The sequence below is a fragment of the Cryobacterium algoricola genome (assembly GCF_004402485.1).
Classification (GTDB): domain Bacteria; phylum Actinomycetota; class Actinomycetes; order Actinomycetales; family Microbacteriaceae; genus Cryobacterium; species Cryobacterium algoricola.
On record NZ_SOFG01000003.1, the window covers coordinates 13127 to 27623 of the forward strand.

Annotated in this window: 14 protein-coding genes; 2 read left to right on the forward strand and 12 right to left on the reverse strand. The window is 69.4% G+C overall.

Annotated elements, in window-relative coordinates; genetic code table 11:
- Positions 1–126 precede the first annotated feature (126 nt).
- The 7 genes from pheT to E3O44_RS00410 all read right to left on the reverse strand — a co-directional run bounded on the left by pheT (position 127) and on the right by E3O44_RS00410 (position 8099).
- A complete protein-coding gene (gene pheT / locus E3O44_RS00380) occupies positions 127–2709 on the reverse strand; it encodes a phenylalanine--tRNA ligase subunit beta (protein WP_134531709.1) in 2583 nt (860 codons plus the stop codon).
- On the reverse strand, positions 2709–3767 hold the full coding sequence (gene pheS, locus E3O44_RS00385) for a phenylalanine--tRNA ligase subunit alpha (protein WP_134531710.1): 1059 nt from the start codon (positions 3765–3767) through the stop codon (positions 2709–2711). Before pheS ends, pheT begins: the two co-directional genes overlap by 1 nt.
- Positions 3768–3818: 51 nt before the next feature.
- Positions 3819–4736, reverse strand: a complete 918-nt coding sequence (locus tag E3O44_RS00390; RefSeq protein WP_134531711.1) for an amino acid ABC transporter permease — start codon at positions 4734–4736, stop codon at positions 3819–3821.
- Positions 4733–5380 (reverse strand): amino acid ABC transporter permease, encoded by a 648-nt coding sequence (locus E3O44_RS00395; RefSeq protein ID WP_134531712.1) that lies wholly within the window; start codon positions 5378–5380, stop codon positions 4733–4735. The genes E3O44_RS00390 and E3O44_RS00395 overlap by 4 nt, the downstream gene beginning before the upstream one ends.
- A gap of 96 nt (positions 5381–5476) precedes the next feature.
- Complete coding sequence (locus tag E3O44_RS00400) at positions 5477–6346, reverse strand: glutamate ABC transporter substrate-binding protein (RefSeq protein ID WP_134531713.1); 870 nt, start codon at positions 6344–6346, stop codon at positions 5477–5479.
- A 72-nt stretch (positions 6347–6418) separates the two neighbouring features.
- Positions 6419–7207: an amino acid ABC transporter ATP-binding protein gene (locus E3O44_RS00405; RefSeq protein WP_134531714.1), complete on the reverse strand. Its 789-nt coding sequence runs from the start codon at positions 7205–7207 to the stop codon at positions 6419–6421.
- Positions 7208–7298: 91 nt separating this feature from the next.
- Positions 7299–8099, reverse strand: coding sequence for a TrmH family RNA methyltransferase (locus E3O44_RS00410; RefSeq protein WP_134446993.1), 801 nt, complete (start codon positions 8097–8099; stop codon positions 7299–7301).
- A gap of 135 nt (positions 8100–8234) precedes the next feature.
- On the opposite strand from E3O44_RS00410, the gene E3O44_RS00415 reads away from it, so the two are divergent.
- Positions 8235–10463 carry a glycosyltransferase family 39 protein gene (locus E3O44_RS00415; protein WP_134531715.1) on the forward strand — a complete coding sequence of 743 codons (2229 nt, stop codon included), beginning with the start codon at positions 8235–8237 and terminating at the stop codon, positions 10461–10463.
- A gap of 253 nt (positions 10464–10716) precedes the next feature.
- Here the strand turns inward: E3O44_RS00415 and rplT are convergent, their stop codons facing one another.
- Genes rplT through infC form a run of 3 tightly spaced genes read right to left on the reverse strand, consistent with a single transcriptional unit; the run spans position 10717 to position 11902 of the window.
- Positions 10717–11103, reverse strand: coding sequence for a 50S ribosomal protein L20 (gene rplT / locus E3O44_RS00420; RefSeq protein ID WP_134446990.1), 387 nt, complete (start codon positions 11101–11103; stop codon positions 10717–10719).
- Positions 11104–11130: 27 nt separating this feature from the next.
- Positions 11131–11325 carry a 50S ribosomal protein L35 gene (gene rpmI, locus E3O44_RS00425; protein ID WP_134531716.1) on the reverse strand — a complete coding sequence of 65 codons (195 nt, stop codon included), beginning with the start codon at positions 11323–11325 and terminating at the stop codon, positions 11131–11133.
- A complete protein-coding gene (gene infC / locus E3O44_RS00430) occupies positions 11318–11902 on the reverse strand; it encodes a translation initiation factor IF-3 (protein WP_134446986.1) in 585 nt (194 codons plus the stop codon). The genes rpmI and infC overlap by 8 nt, the downstream gene beginning before the upstream one ends.
- A gap of 294 nt (positions 11903–12196) precedes the next feature.
- On the opposite strand from infC, the gene E3O44_RS00435 reads away from it, so the two are divergent.
- Positions 12197–12544, forward strand: a complete 348-nt coding sequence (locus E3O44_RS00435; protein WP_134531717.1) for a DUF1844 domain-containing protein — start codon at positions 12197–12199, stop codon at positions 12542–12544.
- Between the two features lie 135 nt (positions 12545–12679).
- Here E3O44_RS00435 and E3O44_RS00440 read toward each other — a convergent pair whose 3' ends face one another.
- Both E3O44_RS00440 and E3O44_RS19095 read right to left on the reverse strand, forming a co-directional pair.
- The gene (locus E3O44_RS00440) at positions 12680–13459 is read right to left on the reverse strand and encodes a DNA-formamidopyrimidine glycosylase family protein (protein ID WP_134531718.1); all 780 of its coding nucleotides are present in this window, start codon (positions 13457–13459) and stop codon (positions 12680–12682) included.
- Positions 13460–13557: 98 nt separating this feature from the next.
- Positions 13558–14497: Lhr family helicase (locus tag E3O44_RS19095; protein WP_420897901.1), on the reverse strand; the 940-nt coding region annotated here is incomplete at its 5' end.

The following is a 14497-nucleotide window of genomic DNA, read 5'->3' on the forward strand; positions in this document are numbered from 1 at the left end:
CCCCAATCGCGCGCCAGTTTCGCCGTTTCGCGCCAGGCATGCTTGGCGCGAAACGGCGCACGTGGCGCGCGCTGGGATCGGAGGATCGCGGAGGGTCGAGCGGGATTGGGGCGGGGGTGGGTCGGGCTACTCGCGGAGGGTCGCGTCGAAGCGCGCGGCCGCGACGGCGACGCCGGCCAGCTTCGCGTCGCTCGCCTCCGCAGCGGTCAGGGTGCGGTCGGCGGCCCGGAATCGCAGCGCGAACGTCAGCGACTTGAGGCCGGGCTCGATGCCGGTGCCGCGGTAGTCGTCGACGAGTTCGATGTGGTCGAGCAGCGCACCGGCGCCTTCGGACACGGCGGCGAGCACCTCGGCGGCGGGCACCGCCGCGGAGACGACGAGCGACAGGTCCTGCGTCGCGGCGGGCATCGTCTTGATCGGCGCGGCGTGCAGGTCGGCGCCGGCCTGGGCGAAGACGTCGGAGAGGGTGATCTCGGCGACTCCGACCACGGCGGGCAGGTCGAACTCCGCGGCGACGGCGGGAAGCAGTTCGCCCGCGAAGCCGACACTCAGGTCCCCGGCGGGGGTGGCGACGAACAGTTCGGCGGTACGGCCGGGGTGCATTGCCGGGTGCGCGCCCTGGCGCACGACGATCGGCACTCCGGTCGCGAGCGCGACCTGCTGCACGGCGGTCAGGGCGTCCTGCCAGCCGGCGGCGACGGGCGCCCGGCCCGGCTGGTGCCGCACGGTGTTCCCAGTCAGCACGACCGCGACGGAGAACGGCTGCGGAGGGATGCCCGCGTTGAGCTCGGCTTCGAGGGCTGTGTTCGGGCGCACGGCCCCGGCAGGCACGACGAGGCTGCCGTAGCGGATGCCCGCCACCGGCCGGAAGACGAGTCCCTGTTCGAAGACGGCGAGGTCGGTGATCCCGCGAGAACGGTTGCGATGCGCGATCCGCAGCAGCCCCGGGAGGATCGAGGCGCGCAGGAACGGCGCCTCGCCGTCGAGCGGGTTGGCGACGCGGATCTGGGGCACCTCGGCGACGGCGGGGACGCCGGCGGCGGCACCGGCGGCATCCGACGACACGACAGCGGTCGGCGCGAACAGGCGGTTGTCGGCCTCGGAGACGAACGGGTACGCGAGCACCTCGGTGTGGCCGGTGGCCGCGAGGGTCTGTGCAACCGTGCGGCGCAGGCGCTGCACGAGAGTCAGGCCGCGGCCGGGCGGGGCGACCGGGAGCACGGAGGGGATGCTGTCGTAGCCGACGATCCGGGCGACCTCCTCGGCGAGGGTCCACTTGTCGGTGAGGTCGGGGCGCCAGGTCGGCGGGGTAACCGAGAGCCCGGTCGGGGTCTCGACGAGCTCTCCGCCGATCTCGGCGAGGGCGGAGCGCTCCTCCTCGACGGAGTAGGTGCGTCCGATGAGCCCGGAGATGAAGTCACGCGGGAGCTCGATCGCGACGGGCGGCACCGAGGAGTCGATCGCGGAGCCGAGGGAGTCGGCGGTCCCGCCGGCGAGGTCGACGAGCAACTGCACGACGCGGGCTGCCGCGATCGCGGCGACCTGCGGGTCCACTCCGCGTTCGAAACGACGCGAGGCCTCGCTCGGGAGCTTGTGGCGCCGGGCGCTGCGGGCGATCGACACCGGGTCGAAGTTCGCGGCCTCGATGAGCACGTTCGTGGTGGTGGCGCCGATCTCGGTGCTGCGGCCGCCCATGACCCCGGCGAGGCCTATCGCCCCGGACTCGTCGGTGATCAGGAGGTCCTCCGGGCTGAGGGCGCGCACGACGCCGTCGAGGGTCGTGAGCTTCTCCCCCGGTTCCGCCCGGCGCACCAGGATGCCGCCGGTCAGCGTGTCGAGGTCGTAGCCGTGCAGCGGCTGGCCGAGTTCGAGCATGACGTAGTTGGTCACGTCGACGATCAGGGAGATGGACCGCATGCCGGCGAGGGCGAGGCGGGTGATCATCCAGGCCGGGGTGGGGCGCGACGGGTCGACGCCGCGCACGGCCCGGGTCACGAAGACGCTCGCGCCCACGCGGCCGCGAATGGGGGCCGCGTCGGCGAGCGTGACGGGGAACTCGACCGTCGAGGCGGCGGGCACGGTCGCGAGGGCCGGGTCGCGGAAGACCGCGCCGGTCGCGTGCGAGTATTCGCGGGCGATGCCGCGGATCGAGAACGCGTAGCCGCGGTCGGGGGTCACGTTGACCTCGACGGCGGTGTCGTCGAGGCCGAGCAGGGCGATCGCGTCCGTGCCGACCGGGGCGTCGTCGAGGCCGAGGTTCTTCAGGAGCAGGATGCCGTCGTGCTCGTCGCCGAGGCCGAGCTCACGGGCGGAGGCGATCATGCCGTCGGAGACATGGCCGTAGGTCTTCCGCGGCGCGATCGGGAACGGGCCGGGGAGCACCGCGCCGGGCAGGGTCACGACGACCTTGTCGCCGACGACGAAGTTGTGGGCGCCGCAGACGATGCCGTGCACGGCGGGGCCGCCGTCCGCCGCGGTCTCGTCGCCCGGGGCGACGCGCACCTGGCACCAGTTGATGATCTTGCCGTTGGTCTGGGGTTCGCCGACGAACTCGAGAACCTCGCCGACCACGATCGGGCCGGTCAGCTCGAAGCGGTGGATCTCTTCTTCTTCGAGGCCGACGCTCACGAGGGCGGCGTGCACGGCTTCGGGGGTCGTGCCGGGTTCGAGGTCGACGAATTCGCCGAGCCAGCTCAGGGGAACGCGCATCAGACGGTCATCCCGTACTGCTGGCTGAACCGTGCATCGCCTTCGACCATGTCGTGCATATCCTTCACATCGTTGCGGAACATCAGTGCTCGTTCGACGCCCACGCCGAACGCGAAGCCCGAGTAGACCTCGGGGTCGATCCCCGCCGAGCGGAGCACGTTGGCGTTGACCATCCCGCAGCCGCCCCACTCGATCCAGCGCGCGCCGCCCTTGAAGGTCGGGTGCCAGACGTCGAGCTCGGCGCTCGGCTCGGTGAACGGGAAGTAGTTCGGCCGCAGCCGCACCTTCGCCTCCGGGCCGAAGAGGGCCTGCACGAAGTGGTCGAGGGTGCCGCGGAGGTGCGCCATCGTGAGGCCCTTGTCAACGGCGATGCCCTCGATCTGGTGGAACACGGGCGTGTGGGTCGCGTCGAGTTCGTCGGTGCGGTACACCCGGCCGGGCGCGACAACATAGACCGGTAGTTCGCGGGAGAGCAGGGCGCGCATCTGCACGGGCGAGGTGTGGGTGCGCAGCACGAGGTGCGCCTCGGGCGGGTCGATGAAGAAGGTGTCCTGCATCGCGCGCGCCGGGTGATCCTCGTCGAAGTTGAGCGCGTCGAAGTTGAACCACTCGCTTTCGAGCTCGGGGCCTTCCGCGACTTCCCAGCCCATCGCGACGAAGACGTCGGCGACGCGTTCCTGCAGCAGGGCCAGCGGATGCCGCGCCCCGGCGTGCCAGGTCGACGCCGCGGCGGTGACGTCCACGGTTTCGGCGGCGAGCTTCGCGGCGGCCTCTGCCGCGCCGATCTCGGCCTCGCGGGCGGCGAGGGCCTGGGTGACCCGGCCCCTGGCCTGGCCGACGAGCTTGCCGGCCGCGGCCTTCTGCTCCTTCGACACCGAACGCATCAGGGCGTTCAGGCGGGAGAGCGGGGACGCCTCACCGGCGTGCTCACGACTCGCCGCCTTGAGGGCGGCCGAGTCGGCGGCGGTGGAAATGGCGGCGAGGGCGGCGGTAACCGCCGCGGTCACGGCCGCTTCGGTGATCTCGGCCGGTGCGGGGTTTTCGGTGGATTCAGACACAGGTCCCAAGTTTAGTGCGTGGGCTCCCACTCGTCCCGCGTCGTCCCGGGCTCAGACGCCGTTCGCGTCACCCGAGTAGCCGCTGGGTCCCACGAATCGGTTCACCGCCGGCGCGGGGTCCGGAGAGTCCGGCTTCCCGGCCGGGGCACTCCCCTGGGCGCCGCTCCGCCGGGCGATCCGCCGGGCCAGCCACGACAGCGACAGGTTCATTGCGAGGTAGATGGCGAGCACCACGAAGAAGAAGGAGAAGGAGTACCGGCTGCCGAAGAAGTTGGTCAGGTCGCGCACCCCGACCCGAAGCAGTTCGGAGTACCCCACCACGAAGGACAGCGAGGTGTCCTTGAGGAGTACGACGAGCTGGGCGATGATGATCGGCAGCATCTGCCGGAACGCCTGGGGAAACTCGATCCGAAGCCGCGTCGCGATGGGCGTCAGCCCGATTGCGAGGCCGGCTTCCCGCTGTCCGCGGGGAAGTGCTTTGATGCCCGCACGCAGGGCTTCGCCGATGATGGCGCCGTTGTACACGCTGAGCGCGGCTACGCCGGCCCAGAACGACCCGGTCGAGAAGACCAGCAGGATGAAGAGCATCATCAGCAGCACGGGCATGCCGCGGAAGAACTCGAGCACGATCGTGGTCGGAACCCGGATCCACGCCGTGTCGGAGGCGCGTCCGAAGGAGAAGAACACGCCGAGGAGCAGGGCGAGCACGGCCGCGACACCGGCCATCTCGAGAGTCGCGAGTGCACCGCGGCCGAGGGAACGCCAGACCTCGAGGTCGTTGAACACGTCCCAGCGGCTCAGGTCCCAGAGGCCCGGCTGCACGGCGCCGTTGGCGCTCGCCTTCGGGGCGCCGAGGGCGAGCACGAGGGCGACGACGCCGGCGGCGATCACGACGATGCCGATAAGGGAGATGATGCGGGACATCCGCCGGGCCTTGGGGCCGGGCGCGTCGTAGAGGACCGAGGTCATCGGAGCACCGCCACTCTCTTCTCGACCCGGCCGGCGATGACGCCGAGGGTGACGGTGATCAGCAGGTAGAAGACCGCGACGGCGAGCAGGATCGCGAGCACCTGATCGCCGCGGTCGTTGGTGACCTTGCGGGCGGCGCCGAAGAGTTCGAAGACGAAGAACGCTCCGGCGACGGAGGTGTTCTTCGCGAGGGCGATGAACACGTTGATCAGGGGTGGCACGACCATCCGCAGGGCCTGCGGGAGGATCACGAACGCGAGCGACTGGCCGAAGCCGAGCCCGATGCTGCGGGCGGCCTCCGCCTGGCCGACGTGCACGCCGTTGATCCCGCTGCGCACGGCTTCTGCGACGAACGGCGAGGTGTAGACGGTGAGGCCGATCACGGCGAGCGCGAAGTAACCGGGCGAGAACTGCAGGTACGGCAGCAGGAAGGCGCAGAAGAAGAGGATCAGGGTCAGGGGCGTGTTGCGGATGATCTCGGTGTAGACCGTCGCAAAGCCCCGGAAGGAGGCGATGGGTGAGATGCGCAGGCCCGCAACGATCATGCCGAGGATGAGTGCGCCGACCCCGGAGATGACGAGCAGGCCGAGCGTGTTTCGAAAGCCTTCGAGGAAGACCGGCAGGTTATCGATGACTGCGTCCATGCCTCAACTCCTCTTCTGTGTCTGTGGGTGTTCGTGTGTTCGAACGCGAGCCCGGGCGGATGCCGCGTCAGGCATCCGCCCGGCTTCGCGCGGGTTCTAGTAGCGGTTGATGGTCGGCGGGGTGGGGGTGTCGAGGACCTTGCCGGCGGTGGCCTCCCAGGCGGCGGCCCAGGTTCCATCGGTGAAGGAGGCTTCGAGGGTGTCGTTGATGAAGGCGCGGAACTCGGTGTCGTCCTTCTTCAGTCCGATGCCGTACGGCTCCTTGGTGAAGGGCTTACCGACGACCTCGAATTCACCGGAGTTCTGGTCGGCGAGGCCGGCGAGAATGACGTTGTCGGTCGTGACCGCGACGACTTCACCGCTGCGCAGCGGGCCGAGGCAGTTGGAGTAGGTGTCCGTCGCGATCACGTTGGTCGTGTACGCGGCGATGTTCTTCTCCGAGGTCGATCCGCTCACTGTGCAGACCGGCTTGCCGGTGAGGTCCTGCGGCCCGGTGATCTTGCTCGGGTTGCCGGCGAGCACGAGGAGGTCCTGCCCGGCTTCGTAGTAGGGGCCGGCGAAGGAGACGACCTCCTTGCGCTTGTCGTTGATCGTGTACGTCGCAATGACGAGGTCGACCTGGCCGTTCTGGATGAACGGCTCGCGGTTGGCCGACACTGTCTCGGTCCACTTGATCTTGTCTGCTGCGATGCCGAGCTTCGCCGCGATGAGCTTGCCGATCTCCACATCGAAGCCGATCGGCTTGTCGTCCGGGCCCTTGAGTCCGAACAGCGGCTGGTCGAACTTGGTGCCGATGGTGATCTTGCCTGCTTCGGCGAGCTTCGCCATGGTCGTGCCCGGCGCGAACGTTGGGGTGGCGGCGACGGGGGCCGCGGAGGGGGTTGCACCGGAGTCGGTGCAGGCGCTGAGCGTGAGAACGCTCGCGAGGGCAATGGCAGAAATCACTAGACCTTTATTGAGTCGCATGGTGTCCTCCTGGGGTGCTGTGTGCGGGGATCGCCGGTCGTGTGACCGGCAAGTACTGCGGCAAGAGGATCCTCAGTGCGCGAGGATCTTCGAGAGGAAGTCTTTGGCGCGGGTGGTCTGCGGGTTGGTGAAGAACCGGTCCGGGGTCGATTCCTCGACGATCTCGCCCTCGGCCATGAAGATGACCCGGTTCGCGGCCCTGCGGGCGAAGCCCATCTCGTGGGTGACCACGATCATGGTCATTCCGTCGTTGGCGAGATCGATCATGACCTCGAGAACCTCGTTGATCATCTCGGGGTCGAGTGCGCTCGTCGGCTCATCGAGGAGGATGACCTTGGGTTCCATGGCGAGGGCCCGGGCGATCGCGACGCGCTGCTGCTGGCCACCGGACAGCTGGGCGGGCATCTTGTGCGCCTGGTTTGCGACGCCGACCCGTTCGAGCATGGCCATTGCCCGGGTCTCGGCATCGGCCTTGGACAGGCCGCGCACCTTGATCGGTCCGAGGGTGACGTTCTGCAGCACGGTCATGTGCGCGAACAGGTTGAAGGCCTGGAAGACCATGCCGACGTCGGCACGCAGCCGGGCGAGTGCCCTGCCCTCTTCGGGAAGGGCCTGCCCGTCGATCGTGATGACGCCGGAGTCGATCGTCTCGAGCCGGTTGATGGCCCGGCAGAGCGTGGACTTGCCCGACCCGCTCGGGCCGATGACAACGACGACCTCGCCGCGGGTGACGACGGCGTTGATGTTCTTGAGGACGTGCAGCTCGCCGAAGTGCTTGTTGACATCGGACACGACCACGAGGGGCTCGCCCCGACGCACCGTGATGTTCGACGTAGCCGGCGTGGGATCTGTAGGCTCCATCAATCAAACCTAGAACAGAATCTTAGTTATGCGAACCACTTTCTTGTCGGTTCGCCCATCCCCCGACGCCGGCCGGCGCCATTCCGTCGCGTCAGCTGCGCTGGGCGAAGGCGCTTTCGTACAGGCAAACGGATGCCGCGGTCGCGAGATTCATCGACTCGGCGTGGCCGTAGATCGGCACGGTGATCGACCGGTCGACGAGGGCCAGGTCCTCGTCGGTCAGCCCGCGGGCCTCGTTGCCGAACAGCCAGGCCGTCGGGGCGAGGAGGAGCCCCTCGTTGCGGGCGGCGAGCAGGTCGGTGCCCTTGATGTCGGCGGCGAAGATCTGGAGGCCGGCGAAGCGGGCGCGTTCGCGGACGTCGTCGAGGGTGACACCGACGGCGACGGGCAGGTGGAAGATCGAGCCCGTGGACGAGCGCACGACCTTGGGGTTGTAAAGGTCGACGCTGCGACCGGTGAAGATCACGGCGTCGGCACCGGCGGCATCCGCTGCCCGGATGATCGTGCCGGCGTTGCCCGGGTCGCGCACCTCTTCGAGGATGGCGATGAGCTTCGGTTCCTTGGCGAAGATCTCCTTGACCGAGGTGGGGAACTGGTGGCAGACCGCGACGAAGCCCTGCGGGGTGACGGTGTCCGCCATGGTCTCGAGGACCTGCTCGGTGACGAATTCGACGTCGACGCCCGCGTCGACGGCGGTTTCGGCGATCTCGGGGTGACGTTCGAGGGCCGTCGGGGTTGCGTACAGCTCGACGACGAGCTCGGGGCGGAAGTTCAGGGCCTCGGCGACGGCCTGCGGGCCCTCGAGGAGGAACAGCCCGGTCTCGGAGCGCGCGGCCCGGTTCGACAGCTTCGCAACGGCCCGCACGCGCGGAGAACGGGGATTATCTAACATGCTCCCAGCCTACTTGCCGGGGCTGGGGCGGCGCGGTTGCCGCGCTGACGGCCGCACATAGCCGTCTCATAGCGGCGGCATAGCCGGCCCATGGGCGCGCTCGGCAAGCTCAAAGGATCAACCTTTGGAGGAGCCATGACCGGCCAACTCGTTCCGGGTCACGTGACCCGCCCACCCCTGTCCGTGCCGCGCACATCGGGTGCGACCACAGACCCCCGCGCGTCCAGCGCCGCCGCGCCGTCGACAGTGCGTCGCGGACTGTTCGCCCGAACCATTCTCGGCGAACGCACGGACGCGGCCTGGATCCGGCCGTCGTTCTGGGCGCTCCTCATCGTGACCGGCCTGCTCTACCTCTGGAACCTGAGCGAGAGCGGCTGGGCGAACAGCTTCTACGCCGCCGCCGTGCAGGCCGGGTCCAAGAGCTGGACCGCGCTGTTCTTCGGCTCACTCGACTCCTCGAACTTCATCACGGTCGACAAGCCGCCGGCCTCGCTCTGGGTGATGGGCCTCTCGGCGCGCATCTTCGGGTTCTCGAGCTGGAGCGTGCTCCTGCCCCAGGCGCTGATGGGCGTCGCGGCCGTCGCCCTCGTCTTCGCGACCGTGCGGCGCAGCCTCGTGGCCTTCGGCCCGCGCCTGGGCGCCGTCGGCGGTCTCGTGGCCGGCGCGGTGCTCGCGTTCACGCCCGCCGCCGCGCTGATGTTTCGCTTCGACAACCCGGATGCGCTCCTGACGGTGCTGATGACCGCGGCGGCGTACTGCGTGATCCGCGCACTGCCCTCCGCGAGCTGGCGGTGGCTCGCCCTCGCCGGCGTCGCCCTCGGCTTCGCGTTCCTGACCAAGATGCTCCAGGGCCTCCTCGTGCTGCCGGCCTTCGGCCTCGCCTACCTATTACTCGCGAACACGACCGTCTGGCGCCGCCTCGCCCACCTCGGGGTCGCGGCGGGCGCCCTCGTCGTGTCGGCGGGGTGGTGGGTGCTCGCGGTCGCGCTGTGGCCGGCATCCGCCCGCCCGTATATCGGCGGCTCGACGGACAACACCGTGCTCGACCTCGTCTTCGGCTACAACGGCCTCGGCCGGATCTTCGGGGCCACCGGAGGCGGCGGCGGGAATGCCGGCGGCGGCACGACCGCGGCTGCCGGGTCGAGCTTCGGCGGTGCGACCGGGCTTGAACGCCTGTTCAGCAGCGAGATGGGTCTCGAGATCTCCTGGCTGCTGCCGACGGCGCTGCTCGCCTTGGTCCTCGGTCTCTGGGCGACGCGGAAGCGGCACCGCACCGATGGGGCTCGCGCTGCTCTCGTGATCTGGGGCGGCTGGCTGCTCGTGACGGGACTCGTCTTCAGCTACATGAGCGGCACCATCCACCCGTACTACACCGTCGCCCTCGCCCCGGCGATCGCGGGCCTCGTCGGAACCGGCGGCGTCGTGCTCTGGCACGGCCGTTCGCAGTGGTTCGGCCGGCTCGGGCTCGCCGCGATGATCACGGCCGCCGGCGCCTGGGGCTTCGTGCTCCTGTCCGAGAACGCGGACTGGCTGCCGTGGCTGCGCTGGATGCTGCTGACGGTGACCCTGCTCGGCGCGGCCGGCTTCGTCGTCGGTGCGGCACGGAGCTGGCGCCGCCTCACGACCGTCGCCGTGCTCGTCGGCATGCTCGGCGGCCTCGGCGGGAGCGCGGCATATGCGATCGCGACGGCATCCGTCGCGCACAGCGGTTCGATTCCCGCTGTCGGTTCGGTCTCGTCCTCGAGCGGCATGGGCGGCGGGATGGGCGGCGGCACCGGCGGCGCCCCCACGGGTGACGGCGGCGGAACGCGGCCAGACGGCGGCACCCCGCCGGAAGGCGCCGGCGGCACTCCCCCGACGGGAGGCACCGGAGGCCCGGACGCCTCGGGTACGACCGGCATGACCGGCACCGATACCGGTACGACGGGCGCGACCGGCACCGGAACGAGCGACGCGGGCACGGATACCGCGGCCAACGCCGGCGAGTCCGGCTCGGCTCCCACCGGCTCAGGTTCGGATTCCGCGACCTCCTCCGAGCTGTCCGCGCTCCTCACGACCTCGACAGCACGCTGGGCCGCGGCGGTCGACGGATCGCAGTCCGCGGCCACCCTCGAACTGTCGACCGGCGTCGCGGTGATGGCGATCGGCGGCTGGAGCAGCGACCCGACCCCGACCCTCGCCGAGTTCCAGGCCTACGTCGCGGCCGGCGACGTCGACTACTACATCTCCGGAAGCCAGGGCGGCGGCGGCATGGGCAGCGGCGACAGCACCGCGACGGCCATCGCGACCTGGGTTGCCGCGACATACACCGCCACGACGGTCGGCGGTTCGACGGTCTACGACCTCTCGGCCCCCGCCGCCTGACCCGCCCAGCATCCGCCCAGCACCGGCGAATGCGTTCCGAATTCAGGAGTTGAGGCCCGAAACGGGCTGAATCCGGCAGTTGAACCGGTTCAGCCGGGCCCGACTCCTGAATTCGGAACAGGGCAGGGCGGGTGTGACCGGGCGCGGGTACGCAAAAACGGGAGTGGGCCCTGGGGCCCGCTCCCGTTTTGGGTGGTGCGGAGTGCTGGTGAAACGAACTGCTGTCGAACTGAACGACGCTGAAGCGTGAAGGCTAGGCCTTGACCTTCGGTGCGGACGTGTCGGCGGGCAGTGCTGCCTTGGCGCTCTCGACGATGGCGGCGAAGGTGGCCGCTTCGTTGACCGCGAGGTCGGCGAGGATGCGACGGTCGACCTCGATGCCGGCCAGGGCGAGGCCCTGGATGAGGCGGTTGTAGGTCAGGCCGTTCTGGCGGGACGCAGCGTTGATCCGCTGGATCCACAGGCGACGGAAGTCACCCTTGCGTGCACGACGGTCACGGTAGCTGTATGTGAAGGAGTGAGTGAGCTGCTCCTTGGCCTTCGTGACCAAACGGGAACGCTGGCCGCGGTAACCCTTGGCGCGCTCGAGGATGACGCGGCGGCTCTTGTGAGCATTGACCGCTCTTTTTACTCTTGCCATTTTCTTGTTCCTTTAGGGGTACGGGGTCTAGCGACCGAGAAGCTTCTTGATGACCTTGGCGTCGGCCGGGGCCAACACCTGGTCGTGGTTCAGGCGGGACTTGCGCTGAGTGCTCTTGACCTCGAGGTTGTGGCGCAAACCGGCCTGCTGCTTCATGATCTTGCCGCTGCCGGTTACCTTGAAGCGCTTCTTAGTCCCGGAGTGGGTCTTCATCTTAGGCATTTTTTTCCTCCTGTTTCGCTGCCTTATCAGCAGCTCTATGTGCATTGGCCTCTGCCTTGGCCTCTGATTTGTTCTTCAGTGGGCCAATCACCATGACCATGTTTCGACCGTCGATGGTCGGGCTCGATTCAACAGAACCGAATTCCGCGACATCCTCGGCAAATCTTTGGAGCAGTCGTACGCCCTGGTCGGGACGGGACTGTTCACGGCCACGGAAAAGAATCATGGCCTTGACCTTGTCGCCGGCCTTGAGGAAGCCTTCGGCGCGTTTGCGCTTGGTCTCGTAGTCGTGCGTGTCGATCTTGAGGCGGAACCGAACTTCCTTAAGAATGGTGTTCGCCTGGTTGCGCCGGGCCTCCTTGGCCTTCTGCGCAGCCTCGTACTTGAACTTGCCGTAGTCCATGATCTTTGCGACCGGCGGCTTGGAGGTAGGGGCAACCTCGACGAGGTCCAGATCCGCCTCCTGTGCCATGCGCAGTGCGACGTCAATGGCCACGACCCCGATCTGCTCGCCGGCGGGGCCGACAAGACGGACTTCAGGGACGCGGATACGGTCATTTGTACGGGGATCGCTGATGCGTCTCTCCTTCTCTCATGCATCGTGACTACAGCCAGGCAACGGATGCCGCCTGGCGACGAAGAGAGGAAAATCGCGTGCGAAATGGTGGAGCGTAATTGCTCAAACTCAGCAATTCAACAAACACTTCGTACGGCACCCTGTCTACCTTCGCGCCACTGTTTCCAGTGCCACGACGGCGGAGTGCAAACAACCCGGTAACCTTTGTGAAGCGGTATGCGCGGGTGGGAGATTATCCACTTTCGTACCGAGATAAATACCTCGGAGCCCGGACGAGTCTAACAGAGGAATGCAGTGACAAGTAGCACAAGCCAGGATGCCAGCCAGGAAACCCGCGATATCGCCGATGTGGCCGCCGTGGAGATCATCACGACGGCGTGCGTGCACCTGATGAGCGCCGCCGCCGTCAAGTGCGGGCTCGCCGACGACCCCGACGCGCAGATCGACCTCGATGAGGCCAGGAAGCTCATCAACGCCCTCGCCGGGCTCGTGACGGCCGCCGCCCCCGACATCGCCGACATGCACGCGCGCAGCCTGCGCGACGGGCTGCGGTCGCTGCAGCTCGCCTTCCGCGAGGCCTCGGCGATCCCCGACCCGATCGGCGCCGGCCCCGGCGAGAAGTACACCGGCCCGGTCAACTAACCAGCCATCCCCACACCTCGCTGAGGTGTCGCAGATCGAGGTTCCCGCGGCCCACGAACGTCGATATGCGACACCTCACGATCGTTGGCAGGGCCACGGGCACCGGCACCGGTGGTCGCGGATGCTGGGGGCCGGTCAGGTCTGGCAGCGGGGGCACCAGTAGGTGACCCGCTGCTCGAGTTCGGAACGGCCGAGCGTGCCCTGGCGGATCCGGGTGCCGCAGCGTCGGCACGGTCTGCCGGCGCGGCCGTAGACCCAGGACTGCTCGCCGCGGCGGGCCGAGCCCGTGGTGATCCGGTCGGTTCTGCCGCGGTTCGCGTAGATCAGCCGGTGGGCCAGGTCGACGAGACCGGCGACATCCGTCACCGCTGCCACCGGCCGGGTCGGCACCACGCCCCGCAGGAAGCACAGCTCGTTCACGTACTCGTTGCCGAGGCCGGCGAGGCTGGACTGGTCGGCGAGTGCGACCGCGATCGGACGTTCGGGCCGGGCCTCGATGCGGCGCACCGCCTCGCGGGCGTCCCAGTCAGCGCCGAGCAGGTCGGGGCCGAGGTAGTCGAGGCGCGCCGCCTCCTGCCCGGCGGGCAGCACCTCGAGCAGCCCGAGTTCGAAGCCGACCGCCACCCAGTCGGCGGTCTCGAGCACGGCCCTCGCCTGGAAGGCCGGCCGCTTCCAAGGGGTTCCGTGCCGGTAGAGGTGCCAGGCGCCCTCCATCTTCAGGTGCGAGTGGATGCTCGCCTCCCCCACCCGGATCAGCAGGTGCTTGCCGCGACTCGCGACCTCGTGCACGGTGTCGCCGGTGAGGTCGACGGTCGCGTAGGCCGGCACACGAATGTCGCAGCCGGTCAGCACGGCGCCGCGCAGCGCCGTGTCGAGGTTGTGCGCGGTCAGCCAGACGGTGTCGCCCTCAGGCATGGTCGCCCCCGGACCGGTCGCGCTCGGGCCCGTCCTGCACGGCCCGGTTCTGCCCGATTCGGTTCTGCCCGCGCCGGCCGCGCCCGGCGTCGTTGTGATCAGGCATGCAGCTTCAGGCCCTTCGGGGTCACGCCGAAGCCCGCGGCCTGGAGCGCGCGGCCGAAGGGCGTGCCGATCACGAAGGCGCCGTTGACCGTCTCGACGCCCAGCTTGGCGATCCGCCCGCTCGTCACCGTGGCGGCGAGGGCCCGAGCTGCCGCCGTGAAGAGCGCATCCCGAGCGGCGGCGACGTCGGCATCGACCACGGCACCGGCACCGGCACCGGCCGGGGCACGACCGGCAGGCTCGGCACCGTCCGTGTCGGCACCGGACGCCACCAGTCCGGCCGGGTCCGGGGCGGCTACGGCGCGGCTCCCGTCGAAGGCGAGCACGGTCTTCCCGCCGCGTTCGACGTAGAGCACGAGGGCGCCGTCGACGAGCACGACGATCGCGCCGGCCTTCCGGGCGGCACGGTGGGTGGTTCCGGTCGGCAGGGCCGGCCAGGGCAGCACGGCTCCGTAGGGGTTCGCCGGGTCTGTCGCGGCGAGCGTGACCACGACCGGGCCGGCATCCGCCGAGCCTGAGCCCGCTCCCCCGTTGCGACCCGCCTCGGACTCGGTGAAGGACCGCAATCGGTCGATCGTGCCGGCGGTCGCGAACTGAGCGGCGCCGAGCCCGTCGATGAAGTAGCCGCGGCGGCAGCGCCCCGATTCCTCGAAGCCGCTCAGGGTGCGGTAGACGAGGGCGAAGCCGCCGGTGACGCCCTCCCCGACGACGGCACCACGGGTGACGACCCCGTAGCGTTCGAGCAGGGTCTCACCGAGGGCGTGGGCGCGGCGGGTGGGCGAGTCGTCGGCGACCGGCACGATCGACCAGCGTCCGGACACCGTCGGCGGCCCACCGCGGAGGGGCATCGTGGCCCGGCCCAGCCCGCGCCCACCGTGCAGCCGGGCCCGCGGCGCCGCCCGCCGGGTGCTGTGCGCCGTGCGGCCGCCGGAG

What these genes read in the sequence shown, in the direction of transcription:
- pheT (WP_134531709.1), bottom strand. Translation starts at nt 2,709, where the DNA reads ATGCGCGTTCCCCTGAGCTGGCTCGGCGAATTCGTCGACCTCGAACCC.
- E3O44_RS00390 (WP_134531711.1), bottom strand. Translation starts at nt 4,736, where the DNA reads ATGACCTCGGTCCTCTACGACGCGCCCGGCCCCAAGGCCCGGCGGATG.
- E3O44_RS00395 (WP_134531712.1), bottom strand. Translation starts at nt 5,380, where the DNA reads ATGGACGCAGTCATCGATAACCTGCCGGTCTTCCTCGAAGGCTTTCGA.
- E3O44_RS00400 (WP_134531713.1), bottom strand. Translation starts at nt 6,346, where the DNA reads ATGCGACTCAATAAAGGTCTAGTGATTTCTGCCATTGCCCTCGCGAGC.
- E3O44_RS00405 (WP_134531714.1), bottom strand. Translation starts at nt 7,207, where the DNA reads ATGGAGCCTACAGATCCCACGCCGGCTACGTCGAACATCACGGTGCGT.
- E3O44_RS00410 (WP_134446993.1), bottom strand. Translation starts at nt 8,099, where the DNA reads ATGTTAGATAATCCCCGTTCTCCGCGCGTGCGGGCCGTTGCGAAGCTG.
- E3O44_RS00415 (WP_134531715.1), top strand. Translation starts at nt 8,235, where the DNA reads ATGACCGGCCAACTCGTTCCGGGTCACGTGACCCGCCCACCCCTGTCC.
- rplT (WP_134446990.1), bottom strand. Translation starts at nt 11,103, where the DNA reads ATGGCAAGAGTAAAAAGAGCGGTCAATGCTCACAAGAGCCGCCGCGTC.
- rpmI (WP_134531716.1), bottom strand. Translation starts at nt 11,325, where the DNA reads ATGCCTAAGATGAAGACCCACTCCGGGACTAAGAAGCGCTTCAAGGTA.
- E3O44_RS00440 (WP_134531718.1), bottom strand. Translation starts at nt 13,459, where the DNA reads ATGCCTGAGGGCGACACCGTCTGGCTGACCGCGCACAACCTCGACACG.